General features: G+C 71.0%; 22 protein-coding genes and 1 pseudogene. 13 read left to right on the forward strand and 10 right to left on the reverse strand.

Annotated elements, in window-relative coordinates; all coding sequences use genetic code 11:
* Positions 1 to 126, forward strand: a pseudogene (locus tag DMB42_RS47210) (IS5/IS1182 family transposase); the annotation flags it as partial.
* A gap of 710 nt (positions 127 to 836) precedes the next feature.
* Here the strand turns inward: DMB42_RS47210 and DMB42_RS47215 are convergent.
* Together DMB42_RS47215 and DMB42_RS47220 are read right to left on the reverse strand one after the other, a co-directional pair.
* Positions 837 to 1,238: an NUDIX domain-containing protein gene (locus tag DMB42_RS47215; RefSeq protein WP_125646950.1), complete on the reverse strand. Its 402-nt coding sequence runs from the start codon at positions 1,236 to 1,238 to the stop codon at positions 837 to 839.
* A 454-nt stretch (positions 1,239 to 1,692) separates the two neighbouring features.
* Positions 1,693 to 1,908: a hypothetical protein gene (locus tag DMB42_RS47220; RefSeq protein WP_125646953.1), complete on the reverse strand. Its 216-nt coding sequence runs from the start codon at positions 1,906 to 1,908 to the stop codon at positions 1,693 to 1,695.
* A 1,560-nt stretch (positions 1,909 to 3,468) separates the two neighbouring features.
* Here DMB42_RS47220 and DMB42_RS47225 point away from each other — a divergent pair.
* Both DMB42_RS47225 and DMB42_RS47230 read left to right on the forward strand, forming a co-directional pair.
* A complete protein-coding gene (locus DMB42_RS47225; RefSeq protein ID WP_125646956.1) occupies positions 3,469 to 3,945 on the forward strand; it encodes a GntR family transcriptional regulator in 477 nt (158 codons plus the stop codon).
* 42 nt (positions 3,946 to 3,987) lie between these two features.
* A complete protein-coding gene (locus tag DMB42_RS47230; RefSeq protein WP_260478356.1) occupies positions 3,988 to 4,359 on the forward strand; it encodes a GntR family transcriptional regulator in 372 nt (123 codons plus the stop codon).
* Between the two features lie 455 nt (positions 4,360 to 4,814).
* Here DMB42_RS47230 and DMB42_RS47235 read toward each other — a convergent pair whose 3' ends face one another.
* The 3 genes from DMB42_RS47235 to DMB42_RS47245 all read right to left on the reverse strand — a co-directional run bounded on the left by DMB42_RS47235 (position 4,815) and on the right by DMB42_RS47245 (position 7,175).
* Positions 4,815 to 5,213, reverse strand: coding sequence for an ASCH domain-containing protein (locus DMB42_RS47235; RefSeq protein WP_125646959.1), 399 nt, complete (start codon positions 5,211 to 5,213; stop codon positions 4,815 to 4,817).
* Between the two features lie 9 nt (positions 5,214 to 5,222).
* A complete protein-coding gene (locus tag DMB42_RS47240; protein ID WP_125646962.1) occupies positions 5,223 to 6,245 on the reverse strand; it encodes a hypothetical protein in 1,023 nt (340 codons plus the stop codon).
* An 84-nt stretch (positions 6,246 to 6,329) separates the two neighbouring features.
* The gene (locus DMB42_RS47245; protein WP_125646965.1) at positions 6,330 to 7,175 is read right to left on the reverse strand and encodes a DMT family transporter; all 846 of its coding nucleotides are present in this window, start codon (positions 7,173 to 7,175) and stop codon (positions 6,330 to 6,332) included.
* A 58-nt stretch (positions 7,176 to 7,233) separates the two neighbouring features.
* Here DMB42_RS47245 and DMB42_RS53860 point away from each other — a divergent pair, with 58 nt between their 5' ends.
* The 10 genes from DMB42_RS53860 to DMB42_RS47295 all read left to right on the forward strand — a co-directional run bounded on the left by DMB42_RS53860 (position 7,234) and on the right by DMB42_RS47295 (position 16,833).
* On the forward strand, positions 7,234 to 7,506 hold the full coding sequence (locus tag DMB42_RS53860) for a hypothetical protein (protein ID WP_185845239.1): 273 nt from the start codon (positions 7,234 to 7,236) through the stop codon (positions 7,504 to 7,506).
* Positions 7,507 to 7,647: 141 nt separating this feature from the next.
* Positions 7,648 to 9,027, forward strand: a complete 1,380-nt coding sequence (locus DMB42_RS47255; protein ID WP_260478357.1) for a PLP-dependent aminotransferase family protein — start codon at positions 7,648 to 7,650, stop codon at positions 9,025 to 9,027.
* A gap of 51 nt (positions 9,028 to 9,078) precedes the next feature.
* Complete coding sequence (locus DMB42_RS47260; protein ID WP_125646971.1) at positions 9,079 to 9,594, forward strand: CGNR zinc finger domain-containing protein; 516 nt, start codon at positions 9,079 to 9,081, stop codon at positions 9,592 to 9,594.
* A gap of 164 nt (positions 9,595 to 9,758) precedes the next feature.
* A complete protein-coding gene (locus DMB42_RS47265) occupies positions 9,759 to 10,247 on the forward strand; it encodes a GNAT family N-acetyltransferase (protein ID WP_125646974.1) in 489 nt (162 codons plus the stop codon).
* A 12-nt stretch (positions 10,248 to 10,259) separates the two neighbouring features.
* Positions 10,260 to 11,135, forward strand: a complete 876-nt coding sequence (locus DMB42_RS47270) for a 1,4-dihydroxy-2-naphthoate polyprenyltransferase (protein ID WP_125646976.1) — start codon at positions 10,260 to 10,262, stop codon at positions 11,133 to 11,135.
* A 105-nt stretch (positions 11,136 to 11,240) separates the two neighbouring features.
* On the forward strand, positions 11,241 to 12,590 hold the full coding sequence (locus DMB42_RS47275; protein WP_125646979.1) for a cytosine permease: 1,350 nt from the start codon (positions 11,241 to 11,243) through the stop codon (positions 12,588 to 12,590).
* Positions 12,587 to 14,326, forward strand: a complete 1,740-nt coding sequence (locus DMB42_RS47280) for an adenine deaminase (protein ID WP_125646982.1) — start codon at positions 12,587 to 12,589, stop codon at positions 14,324 to 14,326. The genes DMB42_RS47275 and DMB42_RS47280 overlap by 4 nt, the downstream gene beginning before the upstream one ends.
* 2 nt (positions 14,327 to 14,328) lie before the next feature.
* Entirely contained in the window at positions 14,329 to 15,327 is a 999-nt protein-coding gene (locus tag DMB42_RS47285) for an adenosine deaminase (protein WP_125646985.1), read from the forward strand.
* Between the two features lie 61 nt (positions 15,328 to 15,388).
* A complete protein-coding gene (locus tag DMB42_RS47290; protein ID WP_125646988.1) occupies positions 15,389 to 16,207 on the forward strand; it encodes an alpha/beta fold hydrolase in 819 nt (272 codons plus the stop codon).
* Positions 16,208 to 16,257: 50 nt separating this feature from the next.
* On the forward strand, positions 16,258 to 16,833 hold the full coding sequence (locus DMB42_RS47295; protein ID WP_125646991.1) for a helix-turn-helix domain-containing protein: 576 nt from the start codon (positions 16,258 to 16,260) through the stop codon (positions 16,831 to 16,833).
* A 15-nt stretch (positions 16,834 to 16,848) separates the two neighbouring features.
* Here DMB42_RS47295 and DMB42_RS47300 read toward each other — a convergent pair whose 3' ends face one another.
* From DMB42_RS47300 to DMB42_RS47320, 5 genes are read right to left on the reverse strand one after another with little or no spacing between them, the layout of a single operon-like run.
* Entirely contained in the window at positions 16,849 to 18,597 is a 1,749-nt protein-coding gene (locus tag DMB42_RS47300) for an ABC transporter ATP-binding protein (protein ID WP_125647364.1), read from the reverse strand.
* Between the two features lie 2 nt (positions 18,598 to 18,599).
* The gene (locus DMB42_RS47305; RefSeq protein WP_125646994.1) at positions 18,600 to 19,409 is read right to left on the reverse strand and encodes an ABC transporter permease; all 810 of its coding nucleotides are present in this window, start codon (positions 19,407 to 19,409) and stop codon (positions 18,600 to 18,602) included.
* Positions 19,406 to 20,359 carry an ABC transporter permease gene (locus DMB42_RS47310; protein WP_125646997.1) on the reverse strand — a complete coding sequence of 318 codons (954 nt, stop codon included), beginning with the start codon at positions 20,357 to 20,359 and terminating at the stop codon, positions 19,406 to 19,408. The genes DMB42_RS47305 and DMB42_RS47310 overlap by 4 nt, the downstream gene beginning before the upstream one ends.
* Positions 20,359 to 22,182, reverse strand: coding sequence for a S9 family peptidase (locus DMB42_RS47315; RefSeq protein WP_125647000.1), 1,824 nt, complete (start codon positions 22,180 to 22,182; stop codon positions 20,359 to 20,361). The genes DMB42_RS47310 and DMB42_RS47315 overlap by 1 nt, the downstream gene beginning before the upstream one ends.
* A complete protein-coding gene (locus DMB42_RS47320; RefSeq protein ID WP_125647003.1) occupies positions 22,182 to 23,801 on the reverse strand; it encodes an ABC transporter substrate-binding protein in 1,620 nt (539 codons plus the stop codon). Before DMB42_RS47320 ends, DMB42_RS47315 begins: the two co-directional genes overlap by 1 nt.
* Between the last annotated feature and the right edge of the window lie 49 nt (positions 23,802 to 23,850).

The following is a 23,850-nucleotide window of genomic DNA, read 5'->3' on the forward strand; positions in this document are numbered from 1 at the left end:
CACGCCAAATTCCGCGGACCCGGCGAACGCGCGAACGCCCAGCTGAAGAGCTGGAAGATCCTCCGAAAGCTACGCTGCAGCCCGTCCAAGGCCGGCCACCTGTGCAAGGCCATCGCAGTCCTTCAAACCATCGCGTCGCCCAGGCCGCGTGAGGCTGAAATAGGTTCAGTGTTCCGTCTGTCGGATGGCGTGCAAAGCCATCTTGGAACTGTGGCTCCTACTTGTCTCAGCCGAGGAGCGGGTCCTGTCGACTTTCGCGTTTTAGGCCATTCATTGCACCTTGCGAGGGCATGTTGGCACATTGGTTAGAGACAGCCAATTTGAGTGGGATCTTGAAGGCGGGCGGCAGGGTGGTCCATAAGTGCCTACGACGACGAGGCGATGTGGTCTGCGGAACGGGCTCTGGTCAGCGCTGTTGAGCCGCATCCGGTGGGATCGGACTGGTCGGACTTCGGTGCGCTCTGGATGTGCGAGGAGGCTGACTGGGCGGATTGCGAGGTGCGGCGCGGCAGTTTCTGCGGATATGTGGAGTCGGCGGGACAGGTGGCAAGGCGTGACTGCCGTGGCGCAGGCCCCGGGTTTCGCGGGCCTCGTTGAGACGCGTGAGGGTCGGCGTTGCGGCAAGGCTCTCTGTCGTAGGAGCGGCTTCATGACATGGCAAGGCTGGGGTGCAGGAGCGCTTGTGATCGCGATCTGAGGTGCGAGCCGTGCGGTGGCTGTGGAGCGGGGGCAGCACGCTGCCGGTCGCGTGTAAGAACCGTTCGAGCCGCGCTGGCATGGGGGCGGCTGCCCTGGGGAGCAAGGTCACTACCTGTGGATCGGTTGGGTGTGCTGAGTCAGTGAAGCTGTCCGGTCTCATGTAGGTGATCGAAGATGATCTGGTCGACTGGGGACACGCGGTCGCGGTCGGCGTAGCTCAACCAGGCGATCTCCTCGATCTCGTTACTGGGCGTCGGTACTCCGTGATGGTCGGCGGTGTAGCAGGTCATCTGTACGGTGATGCCCTCGGCGTGGCCGTGTGCTTGGGCCTGGTAAGTGCCGACGTGGGTGACGGTTGTGGGGACGATGGTGATGGAGAGTTCCTCGTCGATCTCGCGGATTAGGGTGTCTAGGTCGGATTCGCCGGGTTCGCGTTTGCCGCCGGGGATGTAATAGGCGTTCTTGCCTCGTGATCGGGTGCTGAGAATCTTGCCGTTGTCCAGGTGGATCCAGGCGATCTTGTCGATGGTGCTGTTCATCGTGTGCTCCTGTTATCGGGGGTGGAGGGATGAGGTACGCGGCCAGGTCGTGGGGATGTTGGAGGGTTTGTCGTTGGTGAAGGCCGTGCCGGCGCGGACGAGGGCGATCGGTGGGGTCCGTTGACCGCGCGTGAGCGGGCTTGGGTGGATGCGATCAGCGGAAGGTCGTGGCCAGTCTGGCAGCGTGGGCCCCTCTTTGCGGCCATCGGTGCGCATGCCGGTCAGCACCGGTCGGCAGAGCCTGTGTCTCTGCAAGCGGAGGTTGACGTGGACCGTCGGGCGAAGGATGACGTGGATGCCGTCGCACGCAGGTAGACGGCGTCGACGCCGGGCAGATCGCGTCCGGTCAAGGATTGTTGCTCGGCTTTCGCTGCTCGGGGGGCTTGGTGAGGGCCGGTGCCGACAGTCCGGTGTTGGAGTCGAGGAACTGGTCGCGTGCCGGCAAGCACGAAGGTCACCGGCAGATTGCTCTTGCAGATGGCAGCCGAGGCTGCATGTCGCTGATCGGTGCAGTGCGGCGGGCGCGGGCGCGGGCGGCCAGGATCGTCGGGGAGAGACGCTGGCGTTCGCCGGTGGGGTCGTCGATGCGCTTGTCGTTGGCGGGCAGGGCCATCGCCGCGATCGCGCTGGTAGCGAGGATCTTGCGCGGCTGGTGGCGGCCGTTGCGCACGACCAGGCCGTTCTCGGCGAGCTCATTGGTGGAAGGGGCGCGATGTAGGCGTCGATCTTGACCTGCTCCTACGGATGCCCTCACCGAGGGTTCGGTCGATCAAGGCCGGGAGGTGGAGCTGTTGTGGTTGTCAGCGGGCACCTTGAGGCAGCGGTATGCGGCATGGGTGTGCCCAACGTCGGCCTTGTCGGATGATCTGGTGAGGTTCACGCTTCCCGGCAGATCCACGGGTTTCGATCACCGCTTGCTCTGGGAGCGGTTCGGTCGAGCCCTGCCCTTTACCTGCACGGCTGGCCGGGGGTTTCCGTGCGCAGGGTCGACGTCTTTCGTTCGCTCCGAGGATGTGGGAGGCGGCGCGGTTGGATGGGCCCGGTCGCCGAGTCTCTTCGCGGCGAACGCGTGCGGCAATGATGTCGTCTTGGCTGGCTGGGTCTCTGCCAGTTGGGCGTCGTAGTTGGCGGACCTCGCGGCCTGGGGTGCGGTGGGTGTTGTGCTGGTTGATCTGTTTCGTGGTGGCGGTTTTTCGACGTCGCACTGTTGTTGGTTGGGCCGAGGGGAGCATGGAGCGTGGGCCTGGGCAGCTGTTCGGCGTAGCGGATGAACAGGTGGTGGCAGGCGCGGTTGGCGCGAGGTGCCAGGTCGTCCAGAATCCGGGTCGGGCGCGGCGCCAGGTGGCCGGGTTGTGTGCGGTCCAGTGTTTGGTTGGTTGCCGGTTGGCGGGCGCGCGAGAGTGGACGTTGGTGAGCAAGGCTGCTCAGACGGGATCGGACCAGGTGTGGGGCGTCGGTCTGGTCGGATGCCTGTAGGCGGTTCGGGGTGGCGAGGTTGTGCTCGGCCGGATGGGGTGGGCTTGAGCCTGGCAGCTTGACGAGGGTTGTGCGCCGTTTGTGGCGGCCTCGGATTGTGCTGGGTGGCCCTGGCCGGCGTATGAGACTGGCGACGACGGTGCCGCGGTTGAGGGCCTTCAGCGTTTGCGCATCCCCTACACCTCGGGGGTGTGGTGTCGCGGTCGCTGGGTCTGGCGGTGCGGCAGGTGGATTGTCGGGGGGCGTCGCTAGGTTGGGTTCAGGCGGGGCGAGGTGGGGTTCGGGCTGTTGGGTTTGCTGGTGCTGTTGGGAGAGGTGTTCGTGTGCGGGCTCCCCGGGGGCGGTTACAGGATGTCGCCGGTTAGCAGGGCGGTCCACATCAGCAGTGCTCTGGGCTGGGGCATTCGGAGGCTTTCGTCCATGTACGGGGTTCTGTGGGTTCGGCGGGTTCTACGGAGGAAGCCCTGGCCGCCGGCATGGCAGAGCTCGTAGAACGTGTGCGGGCATTCGCAGGTGTAGGCCTGGACTCGGATGCGTTCCCGTGCTGAGCGCATGGGATACCAGAGGATCGGGGTGCAGGTAGGGCGGGGCTCTGGGAGGTGGATGCCGGGGCAGCGGTCGCACTCATGGAGGGATTTGGCCATGGTCTGAATATACGTCTGGTTGTATCCGCTCGTCTATGTAGTAAGAGCGCTCTGTCTGAGTAGGCAGGAGGATATGGGAGGGCTCGTACCCGTTCGTCTATCTTGCCGGTGTGCTGGACTACGACGGGGACACCCACATCTACGTACAGATCGCGGAGATCCTTCGGCGGCGGGTCGCTGGGCTCGCCTCGGGACATCCTGTGCCGAGCGAGGCCGAGATTCAGAACGAGTTCGGGGTCGCGCGGACGACAGCCCGTCGGGCCATTCACGTGTTGCGCGAGGAAGGGCTCATCTACACGGTTCAGGGCGAGGGGACGTTCGTCGGCGTTCCTGATGAAGCGCCGCGTACGCAGCGGAAAGTGCCGCTCTATCGGCAGATCGCGTCGGATGTTGCGGAGCAGATCAAGGCGGGGCAGTTCCCGCCCAAGCGGCCGATTCCGGGTGAGACGGCGTTGGTGCAGCGGTACGACGTGGCGCGGGAGACGGTGCGGCGGGCGATGGCGTTGTTGCGGGATCAGGGGTGGATCTACACCGTGCCGCAGCGTGGGAGTTACGTGTCACCGGAAGAGTCGTGGCCCCAGGATTGAGGTTCGCTGAACTGCTTGTATCTAGACGTCTAAGGTATGAGCATGCTCGAGCGAGACGGGCCTGTGCCGATCTATGTGCAGATTGCCGAGATGATTCAAGGCCAGATTCTGCGAGGTGAGCTGCGGGCTGGGGAGGCGGTGCTGAGTGAGCTGGCCATGGAGGCCGAGTTCGGCGTGGCGCGGTCGACCGTCAGGAATGTGATGCGTGAGCTGCGCAGGAGGCAGCTTGTGCACACGGTCGGGGGTAAGGGGACGTTCGTGGGGGCCGTGGCGAGCACGGCGGGCACGGTGGTCGCGGTGGTCGCGGTGGTCGCGGGGAGTTCGGGGTCCGAGCACTTGCCCGGGTCCGGCGGCGCAGACGGAGACGGCAACGGGGACGGTGACAGGGCCAGCGACACGGCTGGGGCTGGGTGACTGCGGCGTGGGTTGCTGGTCATAGGTCGCGTTGACGCCTGGGGTGAGGGCGGCCCGTGCGGGGTGGATTCGGTCGGGTCGCCTCGGGTGAGATGGCGGCGAGGTGTGGGGCCGTGGGGTCCCCTTGGTACGGGTGCCGCGACGGACGGCGCCACGCGAACGGTACGCGGATCGTGGAAGGGCGCTGGACAGGGTGCTCACGGGTACGCGGATCGCGGAAAGGCATCAGGCGGGGAGCTCGCAGGTACACGAATCGCGGAAAGGCGCCAGGTGGGGGGCTCACAAGTACGCGGATCGCGGAAAGGCGCCGGGTAGGGGGCTCACAAGTACGCGGATCAAGGAAAGGCGCCGGGTGGGGGCTCACGGGGCGCGGTTGTTGTGGGTGTTCGGCGGGGCCTGATGGGGGCGTGGGTGTTGGCGGGGCAGGTGGCGGGCGTGAGCGTGGGCTGGAGGGGTCACGGGGGGAGGAGGCGGTAGTGGAGGCAGACGATTGGGGAGGCGTCGGTCACCTCGTAGCCCTGGGAGGACCAGTAGCGGCGGTGGGTTTCTCGCCAGTCTTCGATCGAGGTGTACCCTTCGCCCTCCGCTTCGGCGAACTCCCACGGGACCTCGGCGAACGGCACCAGTTCCACTGAGGTGATCTCGATGGTGGCGGCCTTCTCGCCGGCGTCGTTCACGAGGATCAGGTGCTCGCCGACGTGTTCGACCTCCTCGCCTTCGGTCTCGTAGTCGAGGGGCAGGAGGCCGGCGGTGGCGGTCTTCGCGCCGGAGAGGGTCAGGTCGGTGAGCCAGGTGCGTATCTTGCCGGGTGTGCCGAGGGCGAGGACTCTGCGTCCATCGATGCGGGGCCACATGGTCGCATCCTAGAAGACAGGGATGATCTCCTCGGGGTCGATGACGTTCACCTCGACGCCTTCCAGGTCCAGTTCGGGAATGGCGGGGAAGGCGATGCCCCAGCGCTCGACTATCGCGCGTACCTTGGCCATGGCCACGCGCCAGTTCTCCTTCTGCTCCTCGTACGAGAGCACGCCGAGGCCGGCGTCCCTGGCGTGGTCCATGAGGACGCGGTGATTGTCGAGGAAGTACGGCGGGAGTTCCCAGAAGCCTTCGGGCGGCTCCCAGAGAATCATGCTGAGGAAGACGAAACCGGCCCGGAGCTGGCGGGTGATGAGGCTGCGGGTGTCGTCGGTCAGGCCGGGCCATTCGTTCTCGAGAATGGTCATGCAGATTTGCAGGTGGCGGGACTCGTCGAGGCCGATGCGCTGGAACATCTCGCCGAAGACCGGATGCCGGGTGCCCGTGGCCATGCCCCTGAACAGCGTGGACGCCGCCATCTCGCCCATCATGAAACTGGTGAACAGGACCGGGAGCGAGTATTTCCCGACGGCGCTGGTGTAGCCGGTCCAGTAGCGGCCGCCGTTGTGGTAGAGCCAGCCGATGTTGTTGTGGGCGGCCTTTTCCAGATCGTCTTCCGGGGTCCAGTCGAGGGGGCCGCCGGGCCACAGCCGGGCGATGGTTCGCTGGCAGCACTCCTCGTGGTTCATCTCGTCGCGGGTGATGGAGAAGAAACACTTCCGGACCGGGTCTTCTTCGTGTTTCTCGAAGGCCTGGATGGTGGCGCGGGCGAAGACCGCCGGGCCCGAGGCGTCGAAATTGGCGAGGACGGCGAACCAGTACATGATGCCCAGGCGCTGTTCGCGGGTGAAGTCCTCCGGGTTCAGGCCGTCCCAGGGGAGGTCGGCCGGGTTCCAGAGTTTGCGCTTGGACTTCTCGTAGATGGCCGCGAGTTTCTCCGTCTCCACGTGCCATTCCATCGGATAGATGTTGGGCTGCGGGATCTCCGGCGCGGGCCAGAAGCCGCCTTCCGGGATCGTGAGGTCCGCCATGGTTGTGACACCTCCTCTCCCATCCTGCGTGGCGGCGTAACGCCATGCAAGCATCGCCGCGGTCCGGTGCGCCGGGGCCGTCCCCTACGTACGGGTGCGTTGGGTGACGGCGACGCAGGCCAGGACGACGAGCGCGGCGGCGACGGTGGCCGGGCCGAAGCGTTCGCCCATCAGGAACCAGGCCCAGACGAGGGTCAGCAGCGGCTGGGCCAGCTGGGTCTGGCCGGCGCGGGCGATGCCGCCCCTGGCCAGGCCCGCGTACCAGGGGATGAAGCCGAGGAACATCGAGATCAGCGCCACGTACGCGAAGCCGCCGAGTGAGGGGGCGGTGGGCGTGATGGGGGTGGTCAGGGCCAGGACCGCGGTGATCACGGCGGTCAGGGGGAGGAAGAGGACGAGGGTACGGCTGATCACCTGCCAGCCGGGGGTCGTCCTGGTCAGGCGGCCGCCTTCGGTGTAGCCGAGGGCGGCTGACAGGAGGGCGCCGACGAGGAGGATGTCCGGCCAGGCCGCGCCGGCCTGGCCTCGGGTGAGGGTGAAGGCGGTGATGGCGGCGGCGCCGGCGGCGCGGTCGGCCCAGAACAACGGGCGGGGGCGTTCGCCTGCTCGTACGACGGCGCAGGCGGCGGTGGCGGCGGGGAGCAGGGCGATGACCACGGCGGCGTGGGAGGTGCTGGCGCCCAGGTTCAGGGCCAGCCCGCTGAAAACGGGGAAGCCGAAGACGACGCCGAGTGAGATGACGGCGTAGGAGGGCCATTGGTGGCGTGGTGGGAGGAGGGGGAGGCGGGCGGCCTTGAGGCAGATCAGGGCGATGATGCCGGCCAGGGCGGCGCGGCCGATGGCGACCAGCCAGGGGTCGAAGCCCTGCATCGCGTAGACGGTTCCGGGGAAGCTGCCGGAGAAGGCCAGGACGCCCAGGAAGGCGAGCATCGTCCCTTGCCGGGCGCGAGCGGCTGCGCCGCCGCCGTCGGCTCCTCGCGTGGGGGCGGTGGCTGACGAAGCGCCGCGTGGGGTGCCGGTCGTGCTCGACGCCCGGGTCGCCTCGGGGCTGCGCCGTGAGATGCCGGAAGTGACGCTGGGGCTCTCGGAAGTGCGGTGCGAGGAGGCCGGAGTGACGCTGGGGTCCTCAGGAGTGCGGTGCGAGGAGGCCGGAGTGACGGTGGGGTCCTCGGGAGTGCGGTGCGAGGAGGTGGGAGCAATCCCGAGGGCCTCGGGGGTGTGGCGCAAGGGGGCGGTGGCGGGGGCGTTGGGGGCCTGGTGAGGGGTGGTGGGGGGGGTGGGTGCGGCTTGAGAAGAGGCGGGGTGGTGCGGAGGGGTGGGTGGGGGCGCTACTTGGGGGTGGTGGGTAGCGCTATTGTGGTCTTTCATGGTCAACGATAGCAGTATCGCCCAGATTGCTGCGATGTTGCGGGAAGAGGCCGATCGTCTCGGTCCCGGTGCGCGGCTGCCGTCCAGTCGGGAGATCATGCGGCGGCACAACGTCAGCCCCGTGACGGTCTCGCGGGCCATCGGTCAGCTCGCCGCCGAGGGTCGGGTGGTGTCGCGTCCGGGCAGCGGCGCGTTCGTGGCGGCGCGGCAGCCGGTACGCGGTCAGGACCCGGTGGACCTGTCCTGGCAGACGGTCGCGCTCGGCGACCCAGTCGTGGACGACGGCCCGGTGGCGGCGCTGCTGGCCCGTCCGCCCGAGGAGGCGGTGCCGCTGACCGGCGGCTACCTGCATCCGGGGCTGCGGCCGGACCGGCAGCTCGCGGCGGCCGCCGCGCGGGCCGTACGCAGGCCGGACGCCTGGGCGGTGCCGCCGCTCACCGGGCTGCGGGAGCTGCGGAGCTGGTTCGCCCGGCAGGCCGGCGGGGACGTGACGGCGGCGGACGCGCTGATCGTCAGCGGCGGCCAGGCGGCGCTCACGCACGCGTTCAGGGCGCTGGCGGCCCCCGGTACGCCGGTGCTGGTCGAGACGCCCACCTACCCGGGGGCGCTGGCGGCGGCCAAGGCGGCGGGGTTGCGGGCGACGGCCGTGCCGATGGACCGGGACGGTGTACGGCCCGAGCTGCTGGCCGAGGCGTTCGCCGTCACCGGCGCGCGGGTGTTCTTCTGCCAGCCCACCCTGCACAACCCGACGGGCGCGACGTTGTCCCCGGACCGGCGCGCGCAGGTGCTGGAGGTGGCGCGGGCGGCGGGGGCGTTCGTGATCGAGGACGACTACGCCCGCTACCTGGCCCCCGGCGCGCCCCCGTCGCTGGCCTCCATGGACGCCCACGGCACGGTCGTCAACGTGGGCTCGCTGACCAAGATCCTCTCCCCCAGCCTGCGGGTGGCGGCCGTCGTCGCCCGCGGGCCCGCCGCGCACCGGCTGCGGGCCAGCCAGCTCGTCGAGTCGTTCTTCGTGGCCAGGCCGCTGCAGGAGACGGCGCTGGAGTTCGTGGGCTCGGCGGCCTGGAGCAGGCACCTGAACGCCGTCCACGCCGAGATCCTCACCAGGCGGGACGCGCTCGCGGCGGCGCTGGCGGCCCGCATGCCCGCGGCCGAGGTGCACCTGCTGCCGATCGGCGGCCTGCACCTGTGGCTCCGGCTGCCCGCCGAGGTGGACGAGAACACGCTGGTCGAGACCGCCAGGCGGCTCGGGACGCTGGTGAGCCCCGGGCGGATGTACTACCCGTCGGAGCCGCCGGGCCCGCGGATCAGGGTGACCCACATGGCCGCCGCCGACCTGCGGGAGCTGGCCGAGGGGGTACGCAGGCTCGCCGAGGCGCTGGAACGCTGCCTGCTCTCACAGGTCCCGTGATCGGACTGGCCTCACAGGTCCCATGATCGGATGCCCGATAGAGTGTCGGGCATGCCGTTCTCCGCGGAGCTCGTACGCGACTTCGTGAACACCTACGACGTCGAGGCCGACGCGGACGAGCTGTCCTCCCCCGCCGAGCTGGCGTTGTGGCTGCGTGACCGGGGTCTGAGCGGTCCGGGCGACCGGGCGGGCGACGACGACCTGCTCACCGCCCTGGCCCTGCGCGAGGGCCTGCGGGCCGCGCTCAGGCGCGAACGGGCCGACCTGCCCGCCCTCCCGCTCACGGTGGGCGTGGGCGGCGACGGCCTGCCGGAGCTCGTCCCGGCGGGCGAGGGGGTGCGGGCCGGGCTGCCGCCGATCGCCGCCGCGTCGGTCGGCGCGTCCTGGGATCGGCTCAAGGTGTGCGCGGAGGGAACGTGTCAGCGGGCGTTCATCGACTCGTCCAGGAATCGTTCGCGCTCGTGGTGTTCGATGCGGGTATGCGGTAACCGCACCAAGACACGCGCATACCGGGCGCGGAAGCGGGGTTCGCGTCGTCTCCAAGGGTCAAACACCGATACGGTGTAACTCGTGCCTTGTGGCACGAACGGCAGGCGAAGGAGCGGGCCGAGATGGCAGACGTAGGCGTCCGGGCGGCCCGGCGCGAGGATGTTCTCCAGGTTGCGAATACTCAGATCCGCGCCTGGCGCTACGGCTATCGGGAGTTCCTCCCGGAGGGCCCACTCGAGCAGATGACGGGCCCGGCGGCCGAGAAGATGTGGCTGCGCCAGTGGGACGAGGCGATCGTCGCCCCGCCCGGCCCCACGCACCGGGTGCTGGTCGCGGTGGAGACCATCCTCGACACCGAGGGTTTCCCGGCGCTCGGCGCGGGCGGCAGCGCGGCGCTGACGACCCCGCGCGGCGGCGAGCGCGTGGTGGGGCTGGCCTCGCACGCCCCCGCCGAGGATCCCGACCTGGATCCCAGCAGGGTCGCCGAGATGCTGACGCTGCTGGTCGACCCTGACTTCGTCCGTCGCGGCCACGGCAGCCGCCTGCTCAACGCCACCGTCGACTACCTGCGCGAGGACGGCTTCCGCCAGATCGTCACCTGGGTGTTCGCCGACAACTACGCGGTGCTCGGCTTCCTGGAGTCGGCCGGCTGGGGAGAGGACATGGCCGAACGTGTCCTCGACATGGGCCGTCCGATCCGCATGGTCAGGCTCACCACGGATATCAGCTAGAGGTTCGACAGCATGGCTACCCCCGGTCAGTGGATCGCGGGCGCGCGCCCGCGCACCCTTCCCAACGCCGTAGTCCCCGTCATGGTCGGCACGGGCGTGGCGGTCGGCGACGGCGGATTCGTCTGGTGGCGCGCGGTCCTGGCGCTGCTCGTGGCGCTGTCGTTGCAGATCGGCGTCAACTACGCCAACGACTACAGCGACGGCATCCGCGGCACCGACGACCAGCGGGTCGGCCCGATGCGGCTCGTGGGCTCGCGGGCGGCCACGCCCCGGCAGGTCCTGACGGCGGCGCTGGGCTGCTTCGCGGTCGCGGCGGTGCTCGGTGTCGTGCTGGTGGTCGTGACGCGGGCGTGGTGGATCCTGCTGGTGGGGGTCGCGTGCATCGGCGCGGCCTGGTTCTACACCGGCGGCAAGCGGCCCTACGGCTACCGCGGGCTCGGCGAGCCGGCCGTCTTCGTGTTCTTCGGCGTGGTCCCGGTGATGGGCACCGCGTACGTGCAGACCGAGCAGCTGAGCTGGACCGCCTTCCTCGCCTCGATCCCGGTGGGCCTGCTGTCGTGCTCGATGCTGGTGGTCAACAACCTGCGCGACGTCCAGACGGACAGCACATCGGGCAAGCGCACGCTGGCGGTGCGGCTGGGGGCCGAGCGTACCCGGGCGCTGTACGTGTTGTGCCAGGTGGTGCCGTTCGTGGTGGCGCTGGCGATGATCGCCGTCACGCCGTGGGCGGCGCTCGCGGCGCTGGCCGCGCCGCTCGCGGTCACGCCGATCAGGACCGTGCTGGGCAAGGCCGTCGGGCCGGCGCTGATCGCGGTGCTGCAGCAGACGGGCAAGCTCCAGATGGCGTACGGCCTGCTGTTCGCGGTCGGCTTGGCGATCACTTTGTAGCCGGGTACAACTGGCTCTCGTACGCTCGTATGTCTGGATAAATCACCAGGTCACCCCCCTACGGTTCACTGTGTGCGCACGCACGAGCGACCCTCAGGAGGGGCAATGGAACAACGCGGGATCGAACTGGTCTCGGCCGGCGAAAGGTACGGCCGCCCGCGTGACCTGCTTTTCCTCTGGTCGGGGACGACGATGGGCATCTTCACCCTCGTCTACGGCATCACGATCGTGGCGGCCTTCCAGCTCAGCTTCACGCAGGCGGTCATCGCGATCGTCATCGGCAACCTGCTGGCGTTCCCGCTGGTCGGCCTGACCAGTTTGCAGGGCCCGGCGACCGGCACCTCCACCATGGCGGTCTCCAGGGCCGCGTACGGCCCCAAGGGCGCGCGCGTCCTCAGCTTCTTCGGCTGGCTGAACATGGTCGGCTTCGAGGCCGGCGGAATGGTGCTGATCACGTTCGCGGCGTTGTCGCTGCTGGAGCAGGCGGGGGTGAGCGACCAGGGGCTCGGGCTCAAGGTCGTGGTCATCCTGGTGGCCGCGGCCATCCAGCTCGTGTTGCCGCTGATCGGGCACGCCGCGGTGATGAAGGCGCAGAAGTACTTCACGTGGGTGTTCGTGGTGCTGTTCGGCGTGATGGCGATCCTGATCGCGCCCAAGGTCGAGCTCGGGGGCGGCGGCGGTTCCGCGGACTTCGCGACGTTCACGATGGCGATCGCGATGATCATGTCTGCGGGCGGGCTGTCGTGGGGGCCGCTGGGCGGTGACTACTCCCGCTACCTGCCGGCGAACTCCTCCAAGAAGGCGGTCTTCGGCTACGCGGCCCTCGGCGGGTTCGTCCCGTACGTGCTGCTGATGACGCTCGGGGCGGCCGTGGCGACCGTGGTCAAGGACAACACCGACCCGATCTCGGGGCTGCCGGGCGCGCTGCCCGGCTGGTTCGTGGTGCCGTACCTGCTGCTGGCGATCGTGTCGCTGTTCGCGGTCAACACCACCGACCTGTACTCGTCAGGGCTGAACCTCCAGGCGGCCGGGATCAAGGTCAAGCGCTGGGTGGCGGTCGTGGGCGACCTCGTGCTGTGCGTGATCATCACGTTCGTGGCGGTCACCTCGAACAACTTCAACACCATGCTCAACAACTTCCTCTCGCTGCTGATCATCTGGCTGGCGCCCTGGGCCGGGGTCTACATCACCGACTGGCTGCGCCGGAGGGGCCGCTACGACGCCGAGGCGCTGTTCGACGAGCGGGCGCCCGGCCAGATCCGGTGGCCGGCCCTCGTCGCTCAGGCCCTGGGCATGGTGGCGGCGGCCCTGTGGATCAACTCGGCCGTCTTCGTCGGGCCGCTGTCGGCGGCGACCGGCGGCAGCGACTTCAGCATCTTCGCGGGCTTCCTGGTGGCGGGGGCGGCGTACGCGCTGCTCGTGCCACGGCCCGCCGTACGGACTGTGGAGGCATGATGGACCGCGACCTGCTGGACGTGGCGTACGGGCGCCGGCCCGCCGACCGGATCATCACGGGCGGCACGCTCGTCAACGTGCTGACCGGCGAGCTCTACCCGGCCGAGATCGGCATCGTGGGCGGCCGGATCGCCGCCGTCGAGCCGGTGCTGGAGCGCGGCCCGGACACCGAGATCATCGACGCCCGGGGCGGCTACCTGGTGCCGGGCCTGATCGACGGTCACCTGCACATCGAGTGCAGCAAGCTGTCGGTCACCAGCTTCGCCGACCTGGTGGTGCCGTTCGGCACGACGAGCGTGGTGTCGGGGCTGGACCAGATCCTCGTGGCCGAGGGACTGCCGGGCGTACGGCGTTTCCTGGACGAGGCGGCGGCGACCGGCATGCGAATCTGGTGGGGTGCACCCGCGAAGGCGCCCTACACCGTGCCGGAGTCGACCGTCGGTCATCCGTTCGGTCCGGCTGAGCACAGGATCGCCCAGGAATGGCCGGAATGTGTGGGCATCTGGGAGACCGTCCAGGAGATGGTGGAACACTCCGATCCCGCCGTCCTGGAGGCCCTCGACCTGGCCCGGGAGCGACGGCTGCCGGTGTTCGGCTGCGCGCCGCTGTCCGACCCCCGCCGGATCAGCGGCCTGGCCGCGGCCGGCGTACGGCTGGACCACGAGTCGTACTCGCACGAGGAGATGCTGGAGAAGCTGCGCCGCGGCATGTACGGCATCATCCGCGAGTCGTCCGTCGCCCACTTCCTCGACGAGAACATCAAGGCCGTGGCCACGGCCGGCGCCCGCAGGCTGGCGTTCTGCACCGACGACGTGCACGCGGCCGACGTGCTGGCCGGCGGCCACATGGACAAGCTGGTCCGGATGGCGGTCGCGGCCGGGGTCGACCCGGTGACGGCGATCCAGATGGCCACCGTCAACTGCGCGGAGATGTACCGCATCGACCACCTGGTCGGCAGCCTCTCCCCCGGCCGGTTCGCGGACGTGCTGATCGTGGACTCGCTGGAGGACTTCCGGGTCCGCGAGGTGATCGCCAACGGCGTCCCCGCCGCCAGGGACGGGCAGATGGTCACGCCGACGCCGGCCCCCGAGCGCGGCCCGGTCCGGCCCTTCCCGATCAGCCCGGTCACCGCGGACGACCTGGTGCTGCGCGCCGAGGGCGCCGAGGCGACCGTACTGACCCTCGGGTTCACCGAGCAGGTCTTCGTCCGCAAGAGGCGCGACGTGACGCTGCCCGTGGTGAACGGCGTCGTGGAGCCCTCCGTGGAGCAGGACGCGCTGCTCGTCACGGTCGTCGAGCGGTACGGCAAGACCGGCAACAAGCCGGTCGCCATGGTCAGCGGCATGGGCCTGCGGGCCGGCGCGATCGCCACCAGCGCGGCCCCCGACGACAACAACATCATCTGCGTGGGCGCCTCCCGCGAGGACATGGCGCTGGCCGTCAACACCGTCGCCGAGCAGGGCGGCGGCCAGGCCGTCGTGGTGGACGGCGAGGTGCGGGCGCTGCTGCCGCTGCCGGTCGGCGGCATCGTCTCCGACCTGCCCGCCGCCGAGATGGCCGTGCTGGAGGAGCGGCTCGACGATCTGGCCCGCGAGCTGGGCTGCACGCTGCCCGCGCCGCTCATGTACCTGTTCTTCCTGTCGATCACCGCGATCCCCGACTACGCCGTCACCGACCTCGGACTGATCGACTGCGTACGGCTCACGGTCGTCGACCCGATCCTCACGGAGGTTTGATCATGAAGGACTTCATCGCCGGGCTGCCCAAGTGCGAGCTGCACCTGCACATCGAGGGCACGCTTGAGCCGGAGCTCAAGTTCGCCCTGGCCGAGCGGAACGGCCTCGCGCTGCCCTACGCCTCGGTCGAGGAGATGCGGGACGCCTACTCCTTCGACGACCTGCCCTCCTTCCTCAAGGTCTACTACGAGGGCATGCAGGTGCTGCGCACCGAGCCCGACTTCTACGACCTGGCCATGGCCTACCTGCGCAAGGCCGCCGAGCAGAACGTGCGCTACGCCGAGATCTTCTTCGACCCGCAGGCGCACACCTCGCGCGGGGTGCCGTTCGACGTGGTGATCCGCGGGCTGCGGCGGGCGCTGATCGACGCCGACCGGCAGCTCGGCGTGCGGGCCCAGCTCATCATGTGCTTCCTGCGCGACTTCCAGGCCGAGTACGCGATGGCGACGCTGCTGGAGTCGCTGCCGTACAAGGAGTGGATCGTCGGCATCGGGCTGGACTCCGACGAGAAGGGCAACCCGCCGGCCAAGTTCGCCGCGGTGTACGAGCGGGCCCGGCAGGAGGGCTACCTGCTGACCATGCACTGCGACGTCGACCAGGACAACTCGATCGAGCACATCCGCCAGGCGATCGAGGAGATCGGCGTCGACCGCGTCGACCACGGCGTCAACATCCTGGAGGACCAGCGGCTGGTCGACCTGGTGCTGGCCCGCGGCATCGGCCTGACCTGCTGCCCGATCTCCAATGGGTACGTCACCGACTCCATGAAGGCCGAGGGCATCCGCAAGCTCATGGAGCTCGGCGTCCGCGTGACGATCAACTCCGACGACCCGGCGTACTTCGCGGGGTACGTGGCCGAGAACCTCGCGGCGCTGCAGGAGGAGCTGCAGCTCACCCGGGAGGAGCTGGCCCAGCTTGAGCGCAACGCGTTCGAGATCACCTGGCTGCCGCGGCACCTGAAGGACGCCTACCTGGCCGAGGTCGACGCCTACCTCGCGTGACCCGATCCGGCGGGGGACCGGCTCGGCCCCCTGCCTAAAGGGCAACCGGCATAATCGCCGCATGCCCTCTTTTCTCGCCCATGACGGAACCGAGCTGGCCTTCCACGTGAAGGGCACGGGCGTGCCACTGGTGTGCGTGCCGGGCGGCCCGGGGCGTGCCTCCCGCTACCTGGGCGACCTCGGCGGGCTCCCCCGGCGGCTGATCCTGCTGGACGGCAGGGGCAGCGGCGACTCGGCGGTCCCGGCGGACGCGGAGACGTACCGGTGGGACCGGCAGGCGGCCGACGTCGAGGCGCTGCGGGAACATCTGGGGCTGGAGCGGATGGACCTGCTGGCCCACTCGGCCGGCGCGAACGTGGCCGTCCGCTACTCCGGCCTCCATCCGGGCCGCCTCGAATCCCTGTGCCTCGTCGCGCCCTCGCCGGTCGCCGTGGGCTTCGTACCGACGGAGGACGACTGGCGGGCCGGGCTGGAGCTGCGCGAGGACGAGCCCTGGTACGAGTCCGCCCTGGCCGAGTTCCGGTCGGGCGACGGGCTGGAGGGGCACCGCTTCCTCTACGGCCCCTGGACCGAGCGGGCCAGGGCGCACGCGGCGGGCGCCGAGGACGAGTGCGCCGAGGCCGCGGGCGACGGCTTCTACGCGCCTTCCCCGGTGACGCCGGATGAGGTCAGGGCCGGGCTGGCCGCCCTGGACGCGCCCGTGCTGCTGCTGACGGGCGACCTGGACGCCCACCCCTGCCGCCTGTACGCGCGGCCCTTCGCGAGCCTGTTCCGCGACGCGACGCCGGTGACGATGCCCGGCGCCGGGCACTTCCCGTGGGTGGACGACCCGGACGCGTTCGTCCGGATTGTGGCGGATTTCCTGGACCGGCGGGGTTAAGCCGCAGGGCATGATGGGGGTGGACCCTCGAAACAGGAAGGACTCACCACGTGCGGCAGGAACTCGCGGTGACCAACGGGCAGGCCGCCGGGGTGCGGGGCGCGCTGGCCGGCAACCTGCGGCGCACGCGGCTGGCCCGGGGGCTCAGCGTCCGCGAGCTGGCCGAGCTGACCGGGGTGAGCAAGGCGCTGATCTCGCAGATCGAGCGCGGGGTGGCCAATCCGACGATCGAGGTGCTGACGCGGCTGGCGGGGGCGCTGGAGCTCACGTTCGCCGAGCTGACCCGTACCCATCTGGCCGCGCCCGAGGTGCTGCGCAGGGGCGAGGGCATGCCGGTGGCCGTGGGCGACACGCCCGTGCGCAGCCTGTTCGCCGCGGCCGACCGGCGGCGGTTCGAGCTGGCCGAGGGCGACCTGCCGCCGATGACGCGCAGCGCCAAGAGCGCCCACGGCCACGGGTCGGTGGAGCACGCCTACGTGGTGTCGGGCGAGGTGACGGTGGAGAGCGACACGTGGTCGGTGCGGCTGGGCGAGGGTGACGCGGTGCGGTTCGGCGCCGAGGTCGACCACGTCTACGCGACCGGCGAGCGCGGCTGCCGGGTGCTGACGCTGATCTCCTACGACTGAGGGCGGGCCCGCCGCTCAGCCGGGCCAGCGGCTGGTGCCGTCGGGCACGCTGGCCAGCAGCTCACGGGTGTAGGGGTGGGCGGGGGCGTCCAGCACCTGGTCCACGTCGCCGGTCTCGACGCATTCGCCGGCCCTCAGCACGTACAGGCGGTCGGCCAGCTGGCGGACCACGGCCAGGTCGTGGGTGATGAACAGCAGGCCCATGCCCAGGCGTTCCCTGAGCCCGGCGAGCAGGGTGAGCACCTGCGCCTGCACGGACACGTCGAGGGCGGAGACGGGCTCGTCGCAGACCAGCAGCCGGGGCTCGCCGGCCACGGCCCGCGCGATGGCCACGCGCTGCCGTTCGCCGCCGGACAGGCCGGCCGGGCGCTTGCGGGCGAGCGCGGGGTCGAGGCCCACCAGGCGCAGCAGCGCCCCGACGTCCGGGGGGCGTCCCTCGGCCGCGAGCGCCTCCTTGAGCGTCGCCCCGACGGTACGCGCCGGGTTGAGCGTCGAGTACGGATCCTGGAAGATCATCTGCGCCGAACGCCGGGCCTGACGCACCGCCTGGCGGGACATCCGGGTGTAGTCGGAGCAGTCGAGGCCGTCGAGGGTGATGACGCCCGCGTCAGGGCGTTCCAGGCCGGTCACGCAGCGGGCCAGCGTGGTCTTGCCCGATCCCGACTCGCCGACGACGGCCACGACCTCGCCCGGGGCCACGGTCAGGTCCACGCCCGCCAGGGCCGGCCGCGACCCGCCCGCGTACGTCTTGCGCAGCCCCGTGACCTCCAGCAGCGGCGCGACGGCGGCCCGCGGCGGCGACGGCACGCCCGGCGGGGGCGGCGGCGCCTCGGGCAGCGCGGCGGCCCGTACGCAGGCCGACAACCGCCCTTCCACGCCCGGCACGGCGACCAGGGCGGGGACACCCGTACGGCACTCCGCCACCGTGCACGCGCACCGGTCGGCGAAGCCGCAGCGCCCGTCCACCGCGTCATGGGCCGGGACCGAGCCCGGCACGGACGGGATGACCGACAACCGCCGGTCGGCGGGCGGCTCGGCGGCCAGCAGCGCCCGCGTGTACGGATGCCGCTGCTCCTCCCGCAGCTCGGCGGCCCGTCCCACCTCCATGACCCGGCCCGCGTACATGACGACGACCCGGTCGCACATCGAGAACGCCAGCCGCAGGTCGTGCGTGATGAGCAGGAACGTCATGTCCCGTTCGCGCTGGATGCGCCGGATGAGGGCCAGGACCTCGCGCTGCGTGGTGGCGTCGAGCGCGGTGGTCGGCTCGTCGGCCACCAGGATCCGCGGCGCGGCGGCCAGCGCGCAGGCCAGGCCCACCCGCTGCCGCATGCCCCCGGAGAGCTGGAACGGGTATCTGCCCGCCACCTCGCCCGGCAGCCCCACCTCGGCCAGCAGCCTCGGGACCTCGCGCTTCGGGTCGGCGCCCTCGGGCAGTCCGTCGGCGATCTGCTTCCCGGCCTTGCGCAGGGGGTTGAGCAGCGTGAACGGGTCCTGCATGAGCAGCGAGACCGTGCCGCCGCGCTGCCGCCGCATGACCTTGGGGTCGTCGTCGACGCGCCGGCCGTCGATCTCGACGTGCCCGGTGGACTCCAGCCCGGCGGGCAGCAGCCCGAGCAGCGCCCTGACGGTCAGCGACTTGCCCGACCCGGACTCGCCCACGATCGCCACCGACTCCCCGGCGGCCACCTCGAAGGACACCTGCGACAGCAGCGTACGGCCGGTGCCCGGCTGCCGTACGGTCAGGTCCGCCACCCGCAACATGGTCACCGGGCCCTCCGCTCGAAGCGTTCGTGCAGCCAGTCGCCCACCAGGTTGAGCGCGGCGGCGGTGACGATCACGGCCAGGCCGGGCGCGATGACCGCCCACGGGTTGGCCAGGAGCTGGGTGCGGTTGTCGGCCAGCGTGCGCCCCCAGTCGGGCGAGCCGGCGGGCACGCCCAGGCCGAGGAACGACAACGACGACAGCGACACCAGCGCGTAGGCGAAGTTGAGGAAGGCCGAGGCCAGGCTGACGGGGGCGATGTTCGGCCAGATGTGCCGGGTCATGATTCGCCAGGACGACAGGTTCTTCAGCAGGGCGGCCTCGACGTAGGGCCGGTGCCGCTGCTCCAGGACCGCGCCGCGCACCACCCGCGTGTCGGTGGGCGAGAACAACACGACCAGCACGGCGACGGCCAGGCCGTAGCCGCCGCCGAGCACGCCCGCCACGACGATCGCGACCAGCAGCGCGGGCAGCGAGAACATCAGGTCGGCCCAGCGCATGACCAGGGTGTCCGCCCAGCCGCCGAAGTAGCCGGCGGCCAGGCCGAGCAGGTTGCCGACCAGCATGGACCCGGCGGCCACGGCGAACGCCCCCGGAACGGCGGTGCGCGCCCCGGCGACGAGCAGGCTCAGCACGTCGCGGCCCAGGTCGTCGGTGCCGAGCGGGTGGCCGGGGCCCGGCCCGGAGATGCCGGTCATCAGGTCCTGGGCGGTGGCGCCGGGGACCAGCCAGGGGGCGAAGGCGGCGGCGACCACGACGACCGCGAGCACGGCCAGCGCCAGCGGCACGGCGACGGGGAACCGGCGGGTCACGACGCACCCCCGCCGAGCCGTACGCGGGGGTCGGCCACCGAGTAGGCGACGTCCACCAGCAGGTTGACGGCGGCGATCAGCAGCGTCAGCAGCAGCGCGAGCGCCTGCACCACCGGCACGTCCTTGAACGTGACCGAGTCGACCAGCAGCGACCCCAGCCCCGGCAGCGCGAACGTGACCTCGACCAGCACGGTCCCGGCCAGCATGCCGGTGACGACGAGCCCGGCCGCGGTCAGCACGGGCACCAGCGAGTTGCGCATGGCGTAACCGAGCACGACGGGCGCGCTCAGCCCGCGGGCACGGGCGAAGACGACGTAGTCCTGGTCGAGCTCGCGCACGAGCGCGGCCCTGCTGAACCGGAGGAGCATGCCGGCCGCCCCGGCCGCCAGCGCGACGGCGGGCAGCGTCAGGTGCCACAACTCCCCGGCGAACCCCTCCCCCGTGCCGTAGACGGGGAACCAGCCGAGCCCGAGCGCGAACACCACGAGCAGCAGCAGGCCGACCGCGAACGGCGGCGCGCTCAGCCCCACCACCCCGGCGGTCACCACCAGGCGGTCGCTCGCCCGGCCCTTGCGCAGCGCGCCCAGCACGCCGAGCGGGAGACCGGCGAGCGCGGCCAGGAGCGTGCCGTAGGCGGTCAGGACGAGCGTGCGCGGCAGGCGTTCCCCGAGCATGGCGCCGACGGGCTGGCCGGTCCTGATGGAGACGCCGAGGTCGCCGCGGAGCACGCCGCCGAGCCAGCGCAGGTACTGCACGGCGACGGGGTCGTCGAGGTGGTAGCGGGCCCTGAGGGCGGCGATCGTGGAGGCGGTGGCCGGACGGGTGCCGAGCAGGGTCTGCTGGATGTCTCCGGGGGCCAGGTAGAGCAGGCCGAACACGCCCGCCGACAGCAGCAGCACGACGGCGGCGGTGCCCGCGGACCTGCGCAGCAGGAACCCGGCCCAGCCCATCACAACACCCCGCCCCCGGTCAGCCAGCCGATCACGCGCTCTGCCGCGTCCCTGCGGTGGGCGGGCTCGACCAGCTCATGACCCTCCCGAGGGTAGACGACGAGCTGAGTGCTCACACCGGCCGCCGACCAGGCACGATAGAGCTGTTCCGCCTGTCCGGGTGGCGTGGTGCGGTCGCGTTCGCCGTGCAGGATCAGGGTCGGGGTCTCGACCTCGGCGGCGTGGTAGACCGGCGAGCGGGCGGCCAGGTCCTCGCGTCCCTCGGGGGTGGCCGGGTCGGCCCCGGCGTGGTAGAGCGGGTCGAAGCCGCCTGCGAGGTTGCTGGCGGTGGAGAAGCTCAGCCAGTCGCTGACGCCGGACATCACGACGGCCGCACGGAAGCGGTTCGTACGGGTGACGGCCCAGGCGGTCAGGAAGCCGCCGTAGCTCAGTCCCATGACGGCCGTCCGGCCAGGGTCGGCGACGCCGGTGGCGTCGAGGTGGTCCACGCCGGCGAGCACGTCGTCCAGGTCCGCCTCGCCGAACCGGCCGATGACCGCGCGGGCGTAGTCCTGGCCGCGTCCGCTGCTGCCCCTGGGGTTGGGCAGCAGGACGGCCGCGCCGGCGTGCGCGAGCGGCACGGCGAGCTGGTTGGACTCGGCGGGCGCGAACGAACTGGACCACAACCAGGTGGGCCCCCCGTGCACGACGACAACCAGCGGCCGAGGCTCGTTCCCATCCTTCGGTGTCGTGAGGAGGAGGCCGGTGATCGGGAGGCCGTCGCGGCCCGTCCAGGTGATCTCCTCCTGGTGCACGGCGAGCCCGGCCAGCCCGGCGTTGAGGGCGGTGACCTGGCGCCAGCCGCCGTCGGCGAGGGAGGCCACGGCGACCTCCGGGGGCAGCTCGGGGCTCTCCCAGCAGGCCGCGGCCACCCGGCCGGCACGGTCCACGGACAGCGAGGGCTGGCCGTCGCGCCCGCCCAGCGTGCCCCGGGCCGTCCAGCGGCTCAGCACGCGGCCGTCGGCGGCGCCGAGCACACCGCCGTGCACGCCGGTGCCCGACCAGCCGGTGAACCACAGGGTCTCGTCGTCCAGCCAGCCGAGGTCGGTGACGTCGTCCAGCTCGCCCAGGTACGTGACCTCCCCCGTGACCAGGTCGGCGCGCAACACGCGGCCCGAGACGATCGACAACCCCTCGACCACCACGGCCGCCCGCCCGCCCGGGGCCAGCCGGGGCCGGCTGAGCTGCCAGGACGTGCGGTGCAGTGTACGCACCTCGCCGCCGTCGACCAGGTCCAGCCGCGGCCGGTAGTACCCGGCGGGTGTCTCGTCCTCTGAGGTCACCGCGAGGGCGCGGCGTCCGCGCCAGTCGGCGTCCCACACGGTCAGGCCGGGCAGGGCGAGCTCGTGCGGCCGGTCGTCGCCGATCTCGAACCAGGCCAGGCGGCGCAGCCGCGCGCCCGGCGTGAGGACGAAGGGGTCGGCCGGGTCATGGACACGCAGGCCCAGGTGGCTGCCGTCGCGTTCGCTGCCGGGATCGGCCAGCCGGACCAGGACGGTGCCGTCCTCGCCGGGGATCAGGTCCTCGATCTCGCCGTCCACGCGGGCCCGCCACCCGTCCACCGCCAGCTCGCCGGGGGCCGTCGCGCGCAGCAGCCGACCGTCGGGGAGCCACCGGACCAGGCCGTGGCAGTCGCCCGCGGCCGTCACGCCGCCGTCCAGCGTGACGACGTGCGCGACGCCGTCGATCACGCAGGCGACGCGGTCGCCGTCCGGGTGCAGGGACACCGACTCGGGGTATCGCATCCCGGCCAGCGCCTCGTGCACGTCGATGGGGTTCGTCATCAGCGCGCGGCCACCTTCGTCGCCCACGGGCCGACGAAGAAGTAGGGGCCGAAGCCGTCGGCGGCGACCGCCTTGCCGAACGCGGTGGCCGCCTCGCCCCACCACAGCGGCTGGTACGGCACGTCCGCCGCGGCCTTGACCAGCGCCTGGCCGAGCAGCTTGCCCCGGGCGGCGTCGTCGGTGCCCGCCTTGGCCTTGTCCAGCAGGCCGGTCACTTCGGCGTTGTCGTACTCGGCGATGTTGGTGCCGTTCTCGCCGGTGGCGCCGCCGTGCAGGAGCTGCTGGATGTACTCGGCGGGGTCGCCGGTGGTGGCGAAGTACCAGCCGAGGTAGATGCCGGAGCCGTGCTTGCCGAGGTCGGCGATCCACTGTTCGAGCGGCACCTCCTTGACCTCCAGCGTGATGCCGATGGTCTTGAGGTTCTCGGCCAGGGTGAGCGCCGCCCGGCCGAGCTGCGGGCCGCTGCTCGGGTACGTGAGCGTGTCGGAGAACCCCTGCGGCGTGGCCGACTTCGCCAGCTCGGCCTTGGCCTGGGCCAGGTCGAAGCCGTACTGGGGGATGGACGCGTACAGGGCGTCGACCTCGGCCTGGTCCAGCACGCCGCCCCACTGGGCCGGGTCGGGGATGGTGGCGGCGACCTTGCCGTGGCCGCGCAGGACGCTCCTGACGACGCCCTCCCGGTCCACGGCGTGGGCGACGGCCCGGCGTACGTGCACGTCGTCCCAGGGCTTCTTGGCGGTGTTGAAGGCCAGCGTGACCAGTGAACGGTCGCCGGCGGTCAGCACCTGCGCGCCGGGCACGGCCTTCCACTGGTCGATCTGCTCGGCGGGCACGTTGAGCGCGACGTCCACGGAGTCGCCGCGCATGGCCAGCAGCCGCGTCGACTCCTCGGGGATGAAGTCGATCCTGATCTGCCGGAAGGCCGGCTTCCCGCCCCGGTAGGCGTCGTTGCGCTCCAGCGTGACGTGCGAGTCGGGGGCGAACTCCGCCACCTTGTACGGCCCCGTCCCCAGCAGCTTGCCCTCCGGCGTGCCGATGCGCTCACCGGTGGCCTTGATGAACGCGGCGCTGGTCACCAGCAGCGTGCCGGGCGTGGGCACCCAGGCGAAGGAGGCGTCGGGGCTCTTGAGCTTGATGGTCACCTCGGCGTCGCCGGTCGCCTCGATCGTGTCCACGTTGGCGTAGGCGTAGGCGAAGGCGGTGGTCGAGCCCTTCTTGGCGTGCAGGTTCAGGCTGGCGACCACGTCCGCGGCGGTCAGCGGGCTGCCGTCGGCGAATGTCACGCCTGAGCGCAGCTTGTAGACGTAGGTGGTGGCGTTCTTCCTGGTCCACGACTCGGCCAGGGACGGCTGGAGGCTGCCGTCCGGACCCACGCCGACCAGGGACTCCTGCACCAGGAGGGCGACGACGTAGTTCATGATGCCCGCCTCCTTGGCCGCGTCCAGCGACCCGATGGAGGAGGGCAGCGCGACGCGCAGGACGTCCAGGCTCTTCTTGGCGCCCGTCCCCTCGGGCTCGGCCGATCCGCAGGCCGACAGCAGGCCGGGCAGTACGGCGAGCGCGCCCGCGAAGGCGGCAGACCGCAGGACAGAACGCCGGGAAACAGGCAGATCGGCCACCGGGGGACCCTACTTTCACACGACCGGTTAACCCGCCTAGCTGCAGTGT

Origin of the sequence: Nonomuraea sp. WAC 01424 (assembly GCF_003947315.1) — a bacterium.
In the GTDB taxonomy this organism is placed as follows: domain Bacteria; phylum Actinomycetota; class Actinomycetes; order Streptosporangiales; family Streptosporangiaceae; genus Nonomuraea; species Nonomuraea spiralis.

What these genes read in the sequence shown, in the direction of transcription:
- DMB42_RS47215 (WP_125646950.1), bottom strand. Translation starts at nt 1,238, where the DNA reads ATGAACAGCACCATCGACAAGATCGCCTGGATCCACCTGGACAACGGC.
- DMB42_RS47230 (WP_260478356.1), top strand. Translation starts at nt 3,988, where the DNA reads ATGCTCGAGCGAGACGGGCCTGTGCCGATCTATGTGCAGATTGCCGAG.
- DMB42_RS47235 (WP_125646959.1), bottom strand. Translation starts at nt 5,213, where the DNA reads ATGTGGCCCCGCATCGATGGACGCAGAGTCCTCGCCCTCGGCACACCC.
- DMB42_RS47240 (WP_125646962.1), bottom strand. Translation starts at nt 6,245, where the DNA reads ATGGCGGACCTCACGATCCCGGAAGGCGGCTTCTGGCCCGCGCCGGAG.
- DMB42_RS47245 (WP_125646965.1), bottom strand. Translation starts at nt 7,175, where the DNA reads ATGCTCGCCTTCCTGGGCGTCCTGGCCTTCTCCGGCAGCTTCCCCGGA.
- DMB42_RS47255 (WP_260478357.1), top strand. Translation starts at nt 7,648, where the DNA reads ATGTTGCGGGAAGAGGCCGATCGTCTCGGTCCCGGTGCGCGGCTGCCG.
- DMB42_RS47260 (WP_125646971.1), top strand. Translation starts at nt 9,079, where the DNA reads ATGCCGTTCTCCGCGGAGCTCGTACGCGACTTCGTGAACACCTACGAC.
- DMB42_RS47265 (WP_125646974.1), top strand. Translation starts at nt 9,759, where the DNA reads ATGACGGGCCCGGCGGCCGAGAAGATGTGGCTGCGCCAGTGGGACGAG.
- DMB42_RS47270 (WP_125646976.1), top strand. Translation starts at nt 10,260, where the DNA reads ATGGCTACCCCCGGTCAGTGGATCGCGGGCGCGCGCCCGCGCACCCTT.
- DMB42_RS47275 (WP_125646979.1), top strand. Translation starts at nt 11,241, where the DNA reads ATGGAACAACGCGGGATCGAACTGGTCTCGGCCGGCGAAAGGTACGGC.
- DMB42_RS47280 (WP_125646982.1), top strand. Translation starts at nt 12,587, where the DNA reads ATGATGGACCGCGACCTGCTGGACGTGGCGTACGGGCGCCGGCCCGCC.
- DMB42_RS47285 (WP_125646985.1), top strand. Translation starts at nt 14,329, where the DNA reads ATGAAGGACTTCATCGCCGGGCTGCCCAAGTGCGAGCTGCACCTGCAC.
- DMB42_RS47290 (WP_125646988.1), top strand. Translation starts at nt 15,389, where the DNA reads ATGCCCTCTTTTCTCGCCCATGACGGAACCGAGCTGGCCTTCCACGTG.
- DMB42_RS47300 (WP_125647364.1), bottom strand. Translation starts at nt 18,597, where the DNA reads ATGTTGCGGGTGGCGGACCTGACCGTACGGCAGCCGGGCACCGGCCGT.
- DMB42_RS47310 (WP_125646997.1), bottom strand. Translation starts at nt 20,359, where the DNA reads ATGGGCTGGGCCGGGTTCCTGCTGCGCAGGTCCGCGGGCACCGCCGCC.
- DMB42_RS47315 (WP_125647000.1), bottom strand. Translation starts at nt 22,182, where the DNA reads ATGACGAACCCCATCGACGTGCACGAGGCGCTGGCCGGGATGCGATAC.